Raw genomic sequence first — 16,770 nt, forward strand, 5'->3', positions numbered from 1 at the left:
CGGCTTTCGCATCCGGCGTCGGAACCAGCAAGATAGGGGGGTTGTGTCCCAGCCCCCCTCGATTTCCCCCGGTGGCTTTTCTGTGACTCAGATCCCGACGTGGAGCGGCGGACCAGTCAGTCCCGCCAACGGACGAGCGGCGCCCGGCACCACCATTGGTGACCGGTACTCGCTGCGGTCCTCGGTGGGCAACGGCGGCATGGGCACGGTGTGGCGCGCCACAGACACCCTGCTGCGCCGTGACGTGGCGGTGAAGGAGGTCGTCCTGCCCCCAGGGCTGGCCCCCAGCGACCGCGACGCGATGTACGAACGCACCCTGCGCGAGGCCCGCGCCGCCGCCGCCATCCAGCACCCCGCCGTGGTGCAGGTGTACGACGTGGTCACCGAGGCGGGCCGGCCGTGGATCGTGATGGAGCTGCTGGACGCCCGCAGCCTCGCCGACATGGTGATCGAGGACGGGCCGGTCGCGCCCCGGGCCGTCGCCAAGATCGGCATTGCGCTGCTCGGCGCGTTGGAGGTCGCGCACGCGATCGGCGTGCTGCACCGCGACGTCAAACCCGCCAACGTGCTGATCTGCACCGACGGGCGCTGCGTGCTGACCGACTTCGGGGTCGCCCGGATGCCCACCGACGTGCAGCTCACCACCCCGGGCATGGTGCTCGGCTCACCGCACTTCATCTCGCCCGAGCGGGCCATGGGCCAGGAGTTCGGGCCGCCGAGTGACCTCTTCTCGCTGGGTGTGACGCTCTACACCGCTGTCGAGGGGCGCCCCCCGTTCGACAAGGGCGACCCGATCGAGACCATGCACGCCGTGGTGGAGGACCCGCCCGCCCCACCGCAGCGCAGCGGCCCGCTGACCCGGGTGCTGATGGGTCTGCTCGAGAAGGACCCGGCGCGCCGACTCGACGTGCACACCTCCCGGGCCATGCTGCGCGAGCTGCTCGCCGGCCCGCTGGGCAGCACGGCGACGGCTGTGCACTCGGTCACCGACCCGTACGCCGTGGTGCCGGTGCAGCAGCGCCCCATCCCCGTCCTGCCGCCGCCCCAGCCGGAGCCGAAGCCGGACAGCCAGATCGGCGGCAAGGCGATGCTGGCCCCGGGCGAGTCCCTGACCGACCGGCTGGCCTCGCTGCGCCGGGGCGAGCGCCCGCAGGCGGCAGCTCGCCCGGCCGGCACCACCGGGGGTCTCGACGAGACCAGCGCCGACGCGTTGGCCGGCCCGCTGCACACGCCGACCGGCGCGATGCCGACGACGGGCCGACCGGCGGCCGGGCGCACCTACGGCGGCAACGCGGACGCCACCCAGCGGGTGGACGCCGGCGGGCACCCCGACGCCACCCAGCGGGTCAGCTACGGCAGCCCGGCCGATGCCACCCAGCAGGTCGGGTACGGCGGCGCAGCACCGGAGGCCACCCAGCGCGTCGGCGGCACCTACGGCGGCGGCAACCAGTGGTCGGTGCCGGGCACCGGCCAGCCCTGGGCGACCACGCCGGCCGCTTCGGGCGGCAGCGCGCTGGACAAGGCCAGGGCCACCGGAGGTCAGCTCGTCACCACGGTCAAGGGCTGGCCGCGCAAGGTGCAGCTCGCCGCGGCCGGCGGCCTGGTCGTCGTGCTGCTGCTCACCGCGGTGGCGCTCTCCGGCGGCGACGACGCCCCGCCGAGCACCCCTGCCGCGCAGCCCACCACCGCCGCCCCGGCGGCTCCCACCGTCGAAATGCAGGAGCACACGGCCCGCGGGATCCAGGTCATGGTGCCGAAGGGCTGGAAGAAGTCCACCGGCGGCTCGTACACCGATTACATCGACCCGGCCGACAGCGGCCGCAAGGTCCGCATCATCACCGAGAAGTGGACCAGCAGCTCCGTCCGGTGGGCCGAGACGGCCGAGAACGGCCTCAAGACCCGGAGCACCTCCTGCGTCAAGCCGTACAACCAGATCTCCTCCACGGAGACCGAACTGGCCAGCAGGCCGGCAGCCGAATTCGAGTACACCTGCGGCGCGGGTGACGCGATGCGGCACGGTGTCTGGCGGGGAGTCGCGCAGGACGGCAAGGCGTACTCGTTCTACCTCACCGCCACGGACGCCAAGTTCGCGGAGAGCAAGGCGATCTTCGACGAGATGGCACGGACGTTCCAGCTCACCGGGAACGGCTGAGCCGGAGGGAACCCACAGGGGTGATCCGTCGCCGTGCTATCAAGGGGCATGGCGGCGGACAGCACTGACATCGACGACATTCGCGAGCAAGCCCGGCGTTGGCTGGCCGACGACCCCGACCCGGCCAGCCGGGACGAGCTGACGGCGGTGCTCGACGGTCTCCCGGCGAGCGGCCCCGAGCTGGCCGACCGGTTCGCCGGCCCGCTGACCTTCGGCACGGCGGGCCTGCGCGGCCCGCTGCGCGCCGGCCCGAACGGGATGAACCTCGCCGTTGTCACCCAGGCCGCTTCCGGCCTGGTCACCTGGCTCGCGGCCCAGGGTGGCACCGGTCCCCTGGTGATCGGGTACGACGCCCGGCACGGCTCCCGGCAGTTCGCCGAGCGCACGGCCCAGGTGGCGACCGGCGCTGGCCGCCCGGCGCTGTTGCTGCCCCGCCCGCTGCCCACCCCGGTGCTGGCATACGCCGTGCGGCACCTCGGCGGTGTCGCCGGCGTCATGGTCACGGCCAGCCACAACCCGCCGCAGGACAACGGCTACAAGGTCTACCTCGGCGCGGAGCTGGGCGGCGAGTTGGGCGCCGGCGCGCAGATCGTGCCACCCGCCGACGCCGGTATCGAGGCCGCCATCCGATCGGTCGGGCCGCTGGCCCAGGTGCCGTTGGGCGAGCCGGGTCAGGTGCTCGGCGACGACCTGGTCGCCTCGTACGTCGAACGGGCCACCGCGGTGATCGACCCGGACGGGCCACGGGACCTGACTGTGGCGTACACCCCCCTGCACGGGGTGGGCGCGGCGGTGCTCACCGCCGCCTTCGCCAGCGCTGGTTTCCCGACCCCCGGGGTGGTGCCCGACCAGGCCGAGCCGGACCCGGCGTTCCCCACAGTGTCGTTCCCCAACCCGGAGGAGCCGGGTGCGGTGGACCGGCTGATCGCCCTGGCCGACTCCACCGGTGCGGACCTCGCCATCGCCAACGACCCGGACGCCGACCGTTGCGCGGTGGTCGTCCGGGACCGCGACGGCTGGCGGATGCTGCGGGGCGACGAGGTGGGCGTCCTGCTCGCCGATCACCTGATGCGCCGGGGGGTGACCGGGCTCTACGCCACCACCATCGTGTCGTCGTCACTGCTGCGGGCGATGTGCGCGGCCCGGGGCCTGCCCTACGACGAGACGCTGACCGGCTTCAAGTGGATCGTGCGGGCCGGCGGAGGAAGCGCGCCGCTGGTCTTCGGCTACGAGGAGGCGCTCGGCTACTGCGTCGCCCCGGAACACGTCCGGGACAAGGACGGCATCACCGCCGCGCTGACAGTGGCCGAGTTGGCCGCCGGCCTGAAGACGCAGGGTCGCACGCTGACCGACCGGCTGGACGAGCTGGCTGCCGAGTTCGGCGTACACCACACGGACCAGCTCTCCGCCCGGGTGGACGACCTGCGGGTCATCTCCGATGCGATGGCCCGGATCCGGGCGGCCACCCCGGCCACCCTGCTCGGGCAGCCGGTGGACAGCGTTCGGGACCTGCTGCCCGAGTCGGACGTGGTGATCCTGCGGACCGCGGCGGCCCGGGTGGTGATCCGCCCGTCCGGGACCGAGCCGAAGCTCAAGGCGTACCTCGAGGTGGTGGAGCCGGTCTCGGATGGTGACGTCCCGGCGGCCCGCAGCCGGGCGGCGCAGGCGGTCGTCGGGCTGCGGGCCGAGGTCGGCGCCGCTCTCGGCATCTGACGCCGCGAAGGACCCGTCCGCCCAGCACGTTCCCTTTGCTCTGCACCCGCGGATGCGCCAGGTGCCATCGGGGAGCCGACATGCGGCGGTCGCCAGACGCCGGCTGCTCGTGGTGCATCTTCGGGTGCAGAGCAAAGGATGGCAGGGGCGTGCTGGCTTCGACGGTCAGGCGCGCTTGCCGAGGGCCTGGTCGACGGCCTTGGCCAGGGCGGCGACGACCAGGCCGACCGACGGGCGGACCACCGAGTCGTCGGTGCTCACCTCGCCGGAGAACCCGGCGCCGGTGGCGATCTCCGTCAGCCGGCGGCGGGCGTCGGCGGCGGCCTCGCCGCTCACCCCGAGCGCGGACTCCATCCGGAGCACCACCACCAGGGTGGCCAGCGCGGCGGTCCGCTCGTCCGGGGCTGCCGCGCCGGTCAGCGCCTCGGCCAGCCGCTGCCGGGTCTCCGCCTCGACGGAGGTGTCCACGACCGGGTAACGGTGCACGTGGATGAAGCCCAGCTCGGTCTCGTCGACGTCCCGGACGACGCCCTGCCGGCACAGGTCGGCGAGGATCCGGTCGCGCAGGCCGTGCCGCAGACGCTGTACCCAGGACGCTGGGCTGTGCGGGGTGTCGGCCGCGATCCGGCCGAGGACATCGTCGCTGAACGGCTCGCCGGTGGGCGTCGGGTCGATCACCGCCAGGGACCCGTCTGCGTACGCGATCCGGCCGGTCAGGGCCAGCTCGACCAGCACCGCGGCGGCCATGCCCAGGTCCAGGCTGATCCGTGGCATCGTCGCCTTGCCGGTCGTGTCGTCGTAGGCGAGGAGCAGCAACTCCTCGGCGAGCGCAACACCAGTCATGGCCGGAGACGGTAGCGGGTCCGCGCACCCGGTGCACGGACCCCGCCGGACCCGGCACCGACCGGGTCTCCCGTCAGAAGCGGGGCATGCCGCCGAACTGGCGGTCGCCGGCGTCGCCGAGGCCGGGGACGATGAACATGTGGTCGTTGAGCCCCTCGTCGATCGAGGCCGTGACCAGGCGCAACGGCAGGCCGGAGCGCTCCAGCCGGTCGATGCCGACCGGGGCGGCGAGCACACAGAGCACTGTGATGTCAGTGCAGCCGCGGTCGGCCAGCAGCTGGCAGCAGTGCTCCAGCGAACCGCCGGTGGCCAGCATCGGGTCGAGCACCAGCACCGGCAGCCCGGCCAGGTCGCGTGGCAGCGACTCCATGTACGCGCGGGGCTCGTAGGTCGCCTCGTCGCGGGCCAGGCCCACGAAACCCATCGAGGACTCGGGCAGCAGACCCAGCGCGGCGTCCGCCATGCCCAGCCCGGCGCGCAGCACCGGGACCAGCAGCGGCGGGTTGGCCAGTCGGGTGCCCTCGGTGCCGGTGACCGGCGTCTGCACCGGGTACCGCTCGACGGGAAAGGAACGCGCCGCCTCGTACACCAGCATGGTGGTCAGTTCGTGCAGCGCCGCCCGGAACGTCGAGGAATCGGTGCGCGCGTCCCGCATGGCGGTCAACCTTGACTGGGCCAGCGGGTGGTCAATGACGTGTACGTCCACGATCGCTCAACCTACCGGTCCGTACCCCGCGACGGTGCGGGTGCGGTCGGACCAGGGACGCCGCTCACGTCGGAACCTCATCGAGCGGTCGTGAGCAAGATCACTCGGCGGTCTCGTGCGTAGACTTCTCGGCATGACGGCGACAACGACGTCGGCCCGGTCGGATCTCTCCGAGCTGGGACGATCCGAGACCGCTCTGCGGACCTTCCTGCACGGCCTGCCCGGCGTGGACCAGGTCGGCGCGGAGCAGCGGGCGGCACAGCTCGGCACCCGCTCCATCAAGACCACCGCCAAGGCGCAGGCGATCGACCTGGCGATCCGGATGGTCGACCTGACCACCCTGGAAGGGGCGGACACCCCGGGCAAGGTGCGCGCGCTCGCCGCGAAGGCCCTGCGCCCGGACCCGGCCGACCCGTCCTGCCCGCACGTCGGCGCGGTCTGCGTCTACCCGGCGATGGTCCCCCACGTGGCAGAGGTGCTGCGCGGCTCCGGTGTGCACCTGGCCAGCGTGGCGACCGCGTTCCCCTCGGGTCAGGCGCCGTTGGAGATCAAGCTGGCAGACACCCGGGCCGCCGTCGCGGCCGGTGCCGACGAGATCGACATGGTGATCAACCGGGGTGCCTTCCTGGCCGGGCGGTACAAGGAGGTCTACGACGAGATCGTGGCCACCAAGGAAGCCTCCGGGGACGCCCATCTCAAGGTGATCCTGGAGACCGGCGAGCTGGCCACCTACGACAACGTCCGGCGGGCCTCCTGGCTGGCCATGCTGGCCGGCGGCGACTTCATCAAGACCTCCACCGGCAAGGTCCCGATCGCGGCGACGATGCCGGTGAGCCTGGTGATGCTGGAAGCGGTGCGCGACTTCCGCGAAGCGACCGGGCGGCAGGTGGGCGTGAAGCCCGCCGGTGGCATCAAGACCACCAAGGACGCGATCAAGTACCTGGTGATGGTCAACGAGACCGTCGGCCCGGACTGGCTCGACCCGGACTGGTTCCGCTTCGGCGCGTCCAGCCTGCTCAACGACCTGCTGATGCAGCGCACCAAGCTGACGACCGGCGTCTACTCCGGTCCCGACTACTTCACCCTGGACTGATAGCCGATGTTCGAATACGCCCCCGCCCCCGAGTCCCGCTCGGTGGTGGACCTCAAACCCTCGTACGGGCTGTTCATCGACGGCACGTTCGTCGACCCGACCGACGGTGGCAGCTTCAAGTCGATCAACCCCGCCTCCGAGGAGGTGCTGGCCGAGGTCGCCGAGGCCGGCGCCCAGGACGTGGAACGCGCGGTGCGCGCCGCCCGCAAGGCGTACGACAAGGTCTGGGGCCCGATGCCGGGCCGGGACCGGGCGAAGTACCTGTACCGGATCGCCCGGCTCATCCAGGAGCGCTCCCGCGAGCTGGCCGTCCTGGAGTCGCTGGACAACGGCAAGCCGATCCGCGAGTCCCGCGACGTCGACCTGCCACTGGTCGCCGCGCACTTCTTCTACTACGCGGGCTGGGCCGACAAGCTCCCGCACGCCGGTTTCGGTGCCAACCCGCGCCCCATCGGCGTGGCCGCGCAGGTCATCCCGTGGAACTTCCCGCTGCTCATGCTGGCCTGGAAGATCGCCCCGGCGCTGGCCGCAGGCAACACGGTGGTGCTGAAGCCGGCCGAGACCACCCCACTGACCGCGCTGCTCTTCGCCGAGATCTGCCAGCAGGCCGAGCTGCCGGCCGGTGTGGTCAACATCCTCACCGGCGCTGGCGACACCGGCCGCGCGCTCGTCGAGCACCCCGGCGTGGACAAGGTCGCCTTCACCGGCTCCACCGACGTGGGCAGGGCCATCGCCCGTTCCGTCGCCGGCACCAGCAAGAAGCTCACCCTGGAGCTGGGCGGCAAGGCCGCCAACATCGTCTTCGACGACGCACCCATCGACCAGGCCGTCGAGGGCATCGTCAACGGCATCTTCTTCAACCAGGGGCACGTCTGCTGCGCCGGCTCCCGACTGCTGGTCCAGGAGAACGTGGCCGACCGGGTACTGGACTCGCTGAAGCGACGGATGGCTCAGCTCCGGGTCGGTGACCCACTGGACAAGAACACCGACGTCGGCGCGATCAACTCGGCCGCCCAGCTGGAGCGGATCCGTGAGCTGTCCGACGCCGGCTCGGCCGAGGGCGCCGAGCGCTGGTCACCGCCGTGCGACCTGCCCGACCGGGGCTTCTGGTTCGCGCCGACCATCTTCACCGGCGTCACCCAGGCACACCGGATCGCCCGCGAGGAGATCTTCGGCCCGGTGCTGTCGGTGCTGACCTTCCGCACCCCGGCCGAGGCCGTCGAGAAGGCCAACAACACGCCGTACGGGCTGTCGGCCGGGATCTGGACCGACAAGGGCTCCCGGATCCTGTGGATGGCCGACCGGCTACGCGCCGGCGTGGTCTGGGCCAACACCTTCAACAAGTTCGACCCCACCTCGCCGTTCGGTGGTTACAAGGAGTCGGGCTACGGTCGCGAGGGCGGCCGGCACGGGCTGGAGGGGTACCTCAATGTCTGAGCGGGTCGCGGTACGCAAGACGTACAAGCTCTTCATCGGCGGGAAGTTCCCGCGCAGCGAGTCGGGACGGTCGTATCTCGTGCAGTCCTCGAATGTGTCACTGGCCTCCCGCAAGGACGCCCGGGACGCGGTGGTCGCCGCCCGCGCCGCCGTCAAGGGCTGGGCTGGCGCGACCGCGTACAACCGGGGTCAGATCCTCTACCGGGCCGCCGAGATGCTGGAGGGCCGCCGCGAACAGTTCGTCGCCCTGGGCATCCCCGGCGACGAGGTGGACGCCGCTGTCGACCGCTGGGTCTGGTACGCCGGCTGGGCCGACAAGGTGGCCCAGGTGTACGGCGGCGCCAACCCGGTCGCCGGCCCGTACTTCAACATCTCCGCGCCCGAGCCGACCGGCGTGGTCGCGGTGGTCGCCCCGGAACGCCCGGCGCTGCTCGGCCTGGTCAGCGTGATCGCCCCGGCGATCGTCACCGGCAACACGGTGGTGGTGGCGGCATCCCCGAGCGAGCCCCTGGCGGCGGTGACGCTGGCCGAGGTGCTGGCCACCTCCGACCTGCCCGGCGGTGTGGTCAACATCCTCACCGGCGCGATCACCGAGACCGCGCCGACGCTGGCCGCGCACATGGACGTCAATGCGATCGACCTGACCGGGGTCACCGACGCCGCGCTCGCCACCGACCTGGAGGTCAAGGCGGCGGACAACCTCAAGCGGGTGCTCCGGCCGGCCCCGGCCGACCACGACTGGACCGGTGACCCGGGGGTGGCGCCGATGACCGCGCTGCTGGAGACGAAGACGGTGTGGCACCCCAAGGGGGTGTGATCGGCTTTTTCGGCCTCTGGGTTTCTGTCCGGGGCGGTTTTCCGGGGGGAGCCCGCCCACTCCGGGCGGTCAGGATCCACGGCGCCTTCAGGGATGTTGCTGCCTCCAGCGCCTCGGAGGCAGCAACATCCCTGTTCTTGCCCTGTGCTTGTCCTGTTCCGCCGATCTCCCCTGGTGATCATGGGGTTGGCGGGGGCTTTGATCTCTTTCGGCCCGGTCAATCCCATGATCGCTGGTGGCGAGGGTGGGTGGGGTTGGTGGTGGGTGGGGACGGGCGGGTGGGGGTCTACTACCGGGGGTAGGATTGGTTCGTGACTCGGTTGGGCGATCTTGAGCGTGCGGTGATGGACGTGCTGTGGGACGTGGTTCCCGGCACGTCGGACGGGGTGACCGTGCGCGAGGTGGCCGACGCGCTCGATGGCCGTGAGCTGGCGTACACCACTGTGATGACAGTGCTGGACCGGCTCGCCGGCAAGGGCATGGTGCAACGGGAGCGGGAAGGCCGGGCCTGGCGGTATCGTCCGGCGGCCAGCCGCGAGGCGCACATCGCTCAACTAATGCTCGACGCCCTCGACCTGGGTGGCAGCCGGGACGCCGCGCTGGTGCGCTTCGCCCGCTCGGTGACCGGCACCGAGGCCGAGGTGCTGCGAGCGGCCCTGGGCAATGAAGCCGGCCTGACCGGGCCGGGCTCCACCGGCGGCGACGCGGGCAGGGCCGACGCCCTGACCGACCGGGTGGACGGGCCGGCGGGCCGACGAGCCGCCGGCGAGACAGCGGAGCGGTAGGGCGCGCGCCATGGCCTACGCCGTGCACTTCGCCGCCACGATGCTGGCCTGCTATCTGACCGCCCAGGTGTTGGCCCGTTCCACCTGGACGTGGCGCAGCCCGCGGGTGGCGATCGTCTGCTGGCAGGCCGTCGGGCTGGCGTTGGGCCTCTCGGCGATGGGCCTGCCGATGGCGCTCGGGTTGAGCGCGTACGACCGGTCGACCGGTAGCGCACTGCTCGCCCTCGCCAACGACCTCGCCCACGGTGCCCTGCCGATCGGGGTGGGCACGTTCCACCTGGCCGGCGTCGGCGTGGGCTTCGGCATCGGGGCGGTGCTGGTCACGACGACCGTTCGCAGCATCCACGGCACCGTACGCGCCCAGCGTCGCCACCGGGACCTGCTCTCCCTGGTCGCCCGGAACGACCCGGCCGCGCCGGGCGCGCTGGTGTTGGATCATCCGAGCGCCGCCGCGTACTGCCTGCCGGGCGTGAAGCCGCAGGTGGTGATCAGCGCCGGCACCCTGAGCCTGTTGGACCGGGCCGAGTTGGCCGCGGTTCTCAGCCACGAGCGTGCGCACGCCCACGAGCGGCACGACCTGGTGCTGCTGCCGTTCACTGCGCTGTGCAGGGCGCTGCCGTGGTTCGGCTGGGTGCGCGACGCGCACGAGCGGGTCGCCCTGCTGGTCGAGATGCGCGCCGACGACAAGGCCCGCGAGCTGCACGCCGAGGCACCGCTGGCGGGTGCGCTGCGCCGGTTCGCCGCCGCCGGGCACCGGATCACCCCGGCCGGCGCGCTCGGCATGGGCGACCGGGATCTCGACGTACGGGTGCAGCGCCTGCTGGTCAGCGACCGGCCGCCCCGGGTGCTCGGCGCCACCGCCCTCGCGGTCGCCACCACGCTGGTCGCCCTCCCGGTCACCCTCTTCCTGAGCTGACGCCCACCGGGCACCTCGGCGGCAAACCGCTGCCCCGCACCGCAAGCCGACCACCAGATCCAGGCTGCCGCCCCTGACCGCCCCGCCCCGCGCCGCGCCGCGCCCACCCCCGCCGATCTTGCAGTTTCGGTTGTCGATAAGCCTCGAATGCGCCCTATGCCGGGACAGAAAGTGCAAGATCGCGGCCCGGTCGGGTCGATCATGGGGTTGCGGTGCCTGGTTTGTTTACTAAGGGGGACTTTGTCATCCACCACAACTCCATGATCGACGGGGTGGGGCGGTGACGGACCCGGGGCGCTACGGCACGCAGGGTCAGGGTTGAGCGCGAGCTTTATTACTACGTTACGTAGTAATATTTCTACGACGTGGCGTAGTAGACGTTACCAGTAGGCTAGCTACGTGTAGGGTGGCTACGACAAGGGAGCCAACGCTATGGAGGGCTGGTCATGGACACCCTGCTCCTCGCCCGCCTGCAATTCGCCACCACCACCTCGATCCACTTCCTGTTCGTGGTGGTCACGCTCGGGCTGGTCACCCTGCTCGTCGGCATGCAGACCGCCTGGGTGATCACCGGCAACCCGAAGTGGGAGCGGCTGACCCGCTACTGGGGCCAGCTCTACGTGATCAACTATGTGCTCGGCATCGCCACCGGGATCGTGATGGAGTTCCAGTTCGGGCTGAACTGGAGCGGCCTGTCGCGCTACGTCGGCAACGTGTTCGGCGCGCCCCTGGCCATCGAGACGCTGGTGGCGTTCTTCCTGGAGTCCACCTTCCTCGGAATGTGGATCTTCGGCTGGCACCGGCTCGGCAAGGGCGTCCACCTCGCGCTGCTCTGGGGCGTGGCGATCACCGCGTACGCCTCGGCGTTCTGGATCATGGTGGCCAACTCGTGGCTCCAGAACCCGGTCGGCTACGAGGTCCGCGACGGGATCGCCCACCTCACCGACTTCGGCGCGCTGCTCAGCAACCCCAGCCTCGGCATGGCCTTCGGGCACGTGGTCTCGGCTGCGCTGCTGGTCGGCGGGATGCTGATGGCGGCGGTCAGCGCCTGGCACCTGATCCGGCGTACCCCGGACTTCGCGCTCTTCCGCACCTCGCTGCGGATCGGCCTGGTCACCGCGGCACTGGCCATCACGATGGTGCAGGGCTTCGGTTTCGCCCAGTTCGGCCCGGTGGGCTCGGTGCAGCCGACCAAGTTCGGCGGCGACAGCCCGGAGAGCCAGGCGCTGATCGCCGAGTGGACCACGCGGTTCGGCCCCGGCGACTACACCCCGCCGGTGCTGGCCAGCGTCGGGTTGGGCTTCATGATCCTGATCGGCTTCACCCTCGGCTGCGTCTGGCTCCTGCTGCCCCTGCTCTTCCGGGACTGGGTCATCCGACTGCGCTTCCCGCTCTGGCTGATCCTGCTCGCCCTGCCGCTGCCGTTCATCGCGGTGATCCTCGGCTGGATCTCCCGGGAGGTCGGCCGTCAACCCTGGGTGGCGTACGGGCTGCTCCCCACCGAGCAGGCCGTCTCCCGGGTCAGCGCGCCGCTGATGCTCGCCTCGCTGATCGGGTTCAGCCTGCTGCTGGGCACCCTCGCCGTCACCAACTGGGTGCTGCTCGCCCGGCACGCCAGACGCGGCGCGGCCGACCCGGCGCTCGGCCGCCCACCGGTACCGCCCAGCGAGCTGGCCCACCCCGAACCCGCCCTCCTCTGAGGAGTAGACAGTGGACCTCGCCTGGTACGCAGTGCTCGGCTTCTTCTTCGCCAGTTACCTGGTGCTCGCCGGCTACGACTACGGCGTCGGGCTGCTGCTCGCCCGCGGCGTCGGTCCGGCCGGGCGCCGGGAGGCGCTCACCGCGCTCGGCCCGTTCTTCCTCGGCAACGAGGTCTGGCTGGTGGCCGCCATGGGCATTCTCTTCGGCGCGTTCCCCCTCCTGGAGGGCGAGCTGCTCGCCGGCTGCTATCCGGCAGTCGCCGGTGCCCTGGTCGGCGTCATCCTGGTCACCGTCGGGGTGCAGTTGCGCAGCCGGCCCAGTGACGAGCGGGTTCGCGCCCGCTGGGACCGCGTCGTGGTGATCGGCAGCGTCCTCGCCGCGCTGGGCTGGGGTGTGCTGCTCGCCGCGCTGTTGCAGGGCGTACCCCTGAAGGCCGACGGGCACGTCGCCGGGGTGACACACCTGGCCACCCCGTTCGCGGCCGCCGCCGGCCTGGCCATGGTCACCCTGGTCGCGGTGCACGGGGCGACCTTCCTCACACTGCGACTGTCGGCGGAGGCCGCCGCCGTGGTCGGCCGCACGGCCCGCCGGCTGGTGCCGGTGGCCCTCACCGCGGTCGCCCTGGCCACCGTCGTGGGCCTGCTCTCCGCCCGGGTACGCGACGCCGTGCAGCGACCGGCGGTGGCCGTACTCCTGCCCGTGCTGCTCGTGGCGGCGCTGCTGGCGGCCCGTGCGGCGCTGGCCCGGCGGCGGCCGGGGTGGGCTCTGGTCGCCACCGGCGCGGCCCTGGCGTTGCCGGTGCTGCTGGTCGGAGCAGCTCTCTGGCCCTACGTGCTGGTGTCCACGACCGACCCGGACGCCTCGCTGCGGGTGGCCGACGCGGCCGCCAGCACGCCGACCCTGCGGCTGCTGGGCTGGGTGGCGCTGCCGCTACTTCCGGCCCTACTAGGCTTCCAGGCGATGTGCTGGTGGGTTTTCCGAGGACGGACCGACGGTAGGGCACCGGTGTACTGGTGAGCCGCCGTCCGTTCGACCCGCGTCTGCTGCGCCGGGTCCCTGCGGCCCGGGGCGATCTTGCCGTGCTCGCGCTCCTGGGGGTGCTGGCCGCCGGGTTGATCGTGGCGCAGGCCACCGCGCTCGCGTCGCTGCTGGCCACCGCGATCGACGGCCGGTTGGATCGACCGGCGCTGGCCGGCTTCGTGGTCGCTGTCGCCGCCCGCTCGGCCCTGGTGTGGGCGCAGGGCACTGTCTCAGCGCGCGTCGCCGCCACGGTCAAGGCCACCCTGCGGGCCGACCTGCTCGGCGCGGTGGGCCGGCACGGGCCCGGGTGGGTGGCCGGGCAGCGGGCCGGTGAGATCGCCACACTGGCAGGGCGTGGGTTGGACGCGCTGGACGCGTACTTCACCGGGTACCTGCCGCAACTGGTGCTCAGCGTGACGGTGCCCCTCGCGGTGCTGGCGCGGGTCGTCTTCGCCGACTGGAGTTCGGCGGTGATCATCGCGCTGACCCTGCCGCTGATCCCGGTCTTCGGCGCACTGCTCGGCTGGCAGGCGCAGGCCGCCACCGAGCGGCAGTGGCGGCGGCTCGCGCTGCTCGGCGGGCACTTCCTGGACATGGTCGCCGGGCTGCCCACGCTGCGCGCGTTCGGGCGTGCCCGGGCGCAGACCGACGTGGTACGCCGGATGGCCGACGGACACCGCGTCGCCACCATGAAGACACTGCGGATCGCGTTCCTCTCCGCGCTGGTCCTCGAACTGGTCGCCACCCTCTCGGTGGCGCTGGTCGCGGTGCCGGTCGGCATCCGGTTGCTCGGTGGCGGGCTGGCCCTGCAGACCGCGCTGCTGGTGCTGCTCCTGACCCCGGAGGCGTACCTGCCGTTGCGGGCCGCCGGCAGCCGCTTCCACGCCAGCATGGAAGGGCTGGCCGCGCTGGACGAGGCGTTGACCGTCTCCGCCGCACCCACCGCGCCCCGGGCCGCCGAGGGTGCCTCCGTCCCCGACGCGCGGGCCGAGATCCGGTTCGAGGGGGTGACGGTGGCGTACGAGCGGACCACAGCGCTGCGCGACGTGACAGTGACCATCCGACCCGGCGAGCGGATCGCCATCATCGGGCCCAGTGGCGCCGGCAAGAGCACGCTGCTCGGCCTGCTGCTGGGTTTCGTGACGCCGACCAGCGGCCGGATCACCGTGGACGGGGTCGACCTCGCCACCGCCGACCCGGACGCCTGGCGCCGGCAGCTCGCCTGGGTGCCGCAGCGGGCGCACCTCTTCGCCGCCTCGCTGGCCGACAACATCCGCCTCGGCGCACCGGACACCCCGGCCGACGTACTCACCGCCGCGGTGCGCGACGCCGCACTGGACGACGTGGTGGCCGGGCTGCCCGACGGCCTGGACACCCTGCTCGGTGAGCGCGGCCACGGGCTGTCCAGTGGGCAGCGGCAGCGGGTGGCACTGGCCCGGGCGTTCCTGCGCTCCGCCCCGGTGGTGCTGCTCGACGAACCCACCGCCCGACTCGACACGGCCGCTGAGGCGGTGGTGCTCGACGCCACCCGTCGCCTGGTCGCCGGGCGGACGGCGCTGCTCGTCGCACACCGCCCGGCGTTGCTGGCCGACGCCGACCGGATCCTGCGCATCGAGGACGGTCAAGTCACCGAGTTGACGCCCGAACCGACCGGGAAGGCCGCCCGATGACCGGGCAGAAGGGGTCGGCACCGGCCGGGCGGGCCACCGCCGAGCGGGCGGTGCTGCGACTGGCCCGGCCGTACCTGGGCCGCCTGGTCGGAGCCGGGCTGCTGGCGGCCGCCACCGAGTTCGCCGGCCTGGCCCTGATGGCCACCGCCACCTGGCTGCTGATGAGCGCCGCCGGTCAGCCTCCGCTGGACCGCCTCACAGTGGCGATCGTCGCGGTCCGGGCGCTGGCGATCAGCCGTGGCGTGTTCCGCTACACCGAACGACTCGCCGGGCACGACGCGGTGCTCCGCATGATCACCGACGTCCGGGCCCGGGTCTTCGCCACCCTGGCGGCCCGCCGTGGCACGGCGCACCGCTCGGGGGACGTGCTGAGCCGCCTGGTCTCCGACGTGGAGGCCGTCCAGGACCTGCTGCTGCGGGTGCTGGTGCCCGCCTCTGCGGCGGCAGTGGTCGGTGTGTCGGCGGTCGCCGTGGCGGCGCTGATCTCACCACCGGCCGCCGGGGCGCTCGCCGTCGGGCTGCTGGTCGCCGGGGTGGCGCTGCCCGCGTTGGCCACCGCGGTCACCCGCCGCAGCGCAGCCGAGGTGGCCCCCCTGCGGGGCGCGCTGGCCACCGACGCGATCGACCTCACCCACGGTGCCGCAGACCTGGCCGCGTTCGGGGCGACCGACATCACGCTGCGCGCCGCCGAGCAGCGCGCCCACCGGCTGGCCAGGCTGGAACGGCGACTGGCCGCCACCGGGTTCGCCGTGGACGCGGCCGGCGTACTGGCCGCCGGCGTGACCGCCGCGGCGGTGGTGCTGGTCGCGCTCGCCGCCGACGTGCGGGGGGTGCTGGTGGGCGTCCTGGCCGTCGGCACCCTGGCCGCCGTCGAGGTGACGCTGGCGTTGGTAGCGGCGGCCCGGCAGTGGACGCAGCTGCGGCCCGGCCTGACCCGGGTGGCGGACCTGCTCGACGCCGACCCGCCGACCGCTCCGACGGCGACGGCGACGGCGACCGCGACGGCGACGGCGACCGCGACGGCGACGGCGACCGCGACGGCGACGGCGACGGCGACCGCGACGGCGACGGCGACGGCGACGGCGACCGGTTCAACGGACCTGACCGGCCCGCACGACCTCCGCTTCGTCGACGTGACAGTGCGGTACCGGGCCGGCGCGGCACCCGCCCTGGACGGGGTCAGCCTGGACCTGCCGGCGGGACGCCGGATCGCGGTCGTCGGCCCGAGCGGCGCCGGCAAGAGCACACTGGCCGCCGTGCTGACCGGCACCGTCCCGCCCGCGTCCGGCCGGGTCACCCTGGACGGTCAGGACCTCTCGGCGTACGCCGAGGAGGCGCTGCCGCGCGCTGTCGGCGGGCTGCTGGCCGAGGCGTACGTCTTTCATGCCACGGTGCGGGAGAACCTGCTGCTCGGGTGGGCCGCAGCGGGCGAGGAGGAGCTGACCGAGGCCACCGCCGCCGCCGGCCTGCTGGACTGGGTCCGTGCCCAGCCGACGGGCTGGGACACGCTGGTCGGCGAGGAGGGCGGGCAGCTCTCCGGTGGGCAGCGGCAGCGGCTGGCGCTCGCCCGGGCACTACTCGCCGCGCCGCCGGTGCTGGTGCTCGACGAGCCCACCGAAGGTCTGGACCCGGCCGCCGCGGACGCGGTGCTCGCGTCCGCCCTCGCCGCCACCCCCGCCGGGCACTCGGTGCTGCTGATCAGCCACCGGCTCAGCGGGCTGGCCGAGCTGGACGAGATAGTGGTCCTGGACGGCGGTCGGGTGATCCAGCGCGGTCGGCACGCCGAGTTGGTGGCGGCCCCGGGCTGGTACCGGGACCAGTGGCTGCTCCAGGCCGCGGCCGAACGGGGTTACCTGGCGCTCGCCCCCTGACCCGGCTCCGGGGCGGACCAGGGTTCTCCCGGACGTCGACCGGCCG

13 protein-coding genes are annotated in these 16,770 nt (G+C 72.9%); 11 read left to right on the forward strand and 2 right to left on the reverse strand.

Going from position 1 to position 16,770, the window contains the following annotated elements:
- Window positions 1–82: 82 nt before the first annotated feature.
- The gene (locus ABZU43_RS28345; protein ID WP_355009485.1) at window positions 83–2,152 is read left to right on the forward strand and encodes a serine/threonine-protein kinase; all 2,070 of its coding nucleotides are present in this window, start codon (window positions 83–85) and stop codon (window positions 2,150–2,152) included.
- A gap of 48 nt (window positions 2,153–2,200) precedes the next feature.
- On the forward strand, window positions 2,201–3,865 hold the full coding sequence (locus ABZU43_RS28350) for a phospho-sugar mutase (RefSeq protein ID WP_355009486.1): 1,665 nt from the start codon (window positions 2,201–2,203) through the stop codon (window positions 3,863–3,865).
- A gap of 165 nt (window positions 3,866–4,030) precedes the next feature.
- On the opposite strand, the gene ABZU43_RS28355 is transcribed toward ABZU43_RS28350, so the two are convergent.
- Together ABZU43_RS28355 and upp are read right to left on the reverse strand one after the other, a co-directional pair.
- Entirely contained in the window at window positions 4,031–4,708 is a 678-nt protein-coding gene (locus ABZU43_RS28355) for a GPP34 family phosphoprotein (RefSeq protein ID WP_355009487.1), read from the reverse strand.
- Window positions 4,709–4,781: 73 nt separating this feature from the next.
- Window positions 4,782–5,414 (reverse strand): uracil phosphoribosyltransferase, encoded by a 633-nt coding sequence (gene upp, locus ABZU43_RS28360; RefSeq protein WP_355009488.1) that lies wholly within the window; start codon window positions 5,412–5,414, stop codon window positions 4,782–4,784.
- 133 nt (window positions 5,415–5,547) lie between these two features.
- Here upp and deoC point away from each other — a divergent pair, with 133 nt between their 5' ends.
- From deoC to cydC, 9 genes are all read left to right on the forward strand, one after another.
- Window positions 5,548–6,507, forward strand: a complete 960-nt coding sequence (gene deoC / locus ABZU43_RS28365) for a deoxyribose-phosphate aldolase (RefSeq protein WP_355009489.1) — start codon at window positions 5,548–5,550, stop codon at window positions 6,505–6,507.
- A gap of 6 nt (window positions 6,508–6,513) precedes the next feature.
- On the forward strand, window positions 6,514–7,944 hold the full coding sequence (locus tag ABZU43_RS28370) for an aldehyde dehydrogenase family protein (RefSeq protein WP_355009490.1): 1,431 nt from the start codon (window positions 6,514–6,516) through the stop codon (window positions 7,942–7,944).
- A complete protein-coding gene (locus ABZU43_RS28375; protein ID WP_355009491.1) occupies window positions 7,937–8,761 on the forward strand; it encodes an aldehyde dehydrogenase family protein in 825 nt (274 codons plus the stop codon). Before ABZU43_RS28370 ends, ABZU43_RS28375 begins: the two co-directional genes overlap by 8 nt.
- Window positions 8,762–9,072: 311 nt before the next feature.
- The gene (locus ABZU43_RS28380; protein WP_355009492.1) at window positions 9,073–9,546 is read left to right on the forward strand and encodes a BlaI/MecI/CopY family transcriptional regulator; all 474 of its coding nucleotides are present in this window, start codon (window positions 9,073–9,075) and stop codon (window positions 9,544–9,546) included.
- Window positions 9,547–9,556: 10 nt separating this feature from the next.
- Complete coding sequence (locus ABZU43_RS28385) at window positions 9,557–10,462, forward strand: M56 family metallopeptidase (RefSeq protein ID WP_355009493.1); 906 nt, start codon at window positions 9,557–9,559, stop codon at window positions 10,460–10,462.
- A 446-nt stretch (window positions 10,463–10,908) separates the two neighbouring features.
- Window positions 10,909–12,162: a cytochrome ubiquinol oxidase subunit I gene (locus tag ABZU43_RS28390; protein WP_355009494.1), complete on the forward strand. Its 1,254-nt coding sequence runs from the start codon at window positions 10,909–10,911 to the stop codon at window positions 12,160–12,162.
- 10 nt (window positions 12,163–12,172) lie between these two features.
- On the forward strand, window positions 12,173–13,180 hold the full coding sequence (locus ABZU43_RS28395; RefSeq protein ID WP_355009495.1) for a cytochrome d ubiquinol oxidase subunit II: 1,008 nt from the start codon (window positions 12,173–12,175) through the stop codon (window positions 13,178–13,180).
- Complete coding sequence (gene cydD, locus ABZU43_RS28400) at window positions 13,177–14,853, forward strand: thiol reductant ABC exporter subunit CydD (RefSeq protein ID WP_355009496.1); 1,677 nt, start codon at window positions 13,177–13,179, stop codon at window positions 14,851–14,853. Before ABZU43_RS28395 ends, cydD begins: the two co-directional genes overlap by 4 nt.
- A complete protein-coding gene (gene cydC / locus ABZU43_RS28405; protein WP_355009497.1) occupies window positions 14,850–16,724 on the forward strand; it encodes a thiol reductant ABC exporter subunit CydC in 1,875 nt (624 codons plus the stop codon). Before cydD ends, cydC begins: the two co-directional genes overlap by 4 nt.
- Window positions 16,725–16,770: the final 46 nt, after the last annotated feature.

The organism is Micromonospora sp. NPDC005205, from assembly GCF_040608275.1.
Classification (GTDB): domain Bacteria; phylum Actinomycetota; class Actinomycetes; order Mycobacteriales; family Micromonosporaceae; genus Micromonospora.

Excerpts from the sequence above, each read along its gene's own strand:
- ABZU43_RS28375 (WP_355009491.1), top strand. The coding sequence starts at position 7,937 with ATGTCTGAGCGGGTCGCGGTACGCAAGACGTACAAGCTCTTCATCGGC.
- ABZU43_RS28370 (WP_355009490.1), top strand. The coding sequence starts at position 6,514 with ATGTTCGAATACGCCCCCGCCCCCGAGTCCCGCTCGGTGGTGGACCTC.
- ABZU43_RS28355 (WP_355009487.1), bottom strand. The coding sequence starts at position 4,708 with ATGACTGGTGTTGCGCTCGCCGAGGAGTTGCTGCTCCTCGCCTACGAC.
- ABZU43_RS28390 (WP_355009494.1), top strand. The coding sequence starts at position 10,909 with ATGGACACCCTGCTCCTCGCCCGCCTGCAATTCGCCACCACCACCTCG.
- ABZU43_RS28385 (WP_355009493.1), top strand. The coding sequence starts at position 9,557 with ATGGCCTACGCCGTGCACTTCGCCGCCACGATGCTGGCCTGCTATCTG.
- deoC (WP_355009489.1), top strand. The coding sequence starts at position 5,548 with ATGACGGCGACAACGACGTCGGCCCGGTCGGATCTCTCCGAGCTGGGA.
- ABZU43_RS28350 (WP_355009486.1), top strand. The coding sequence starts at position 2,201 with ATGGCGGCGGACAGCACTGACATCGACGACATTCGCGAGCAAGCCCGG.
- cydC (WP_355009497.1), top strand. The coding sequence starts at position 14,850 with ATGACCGGGCAGAAGGGGTCGGCACCGGCCGGGCGGGCCACCGCCGAG.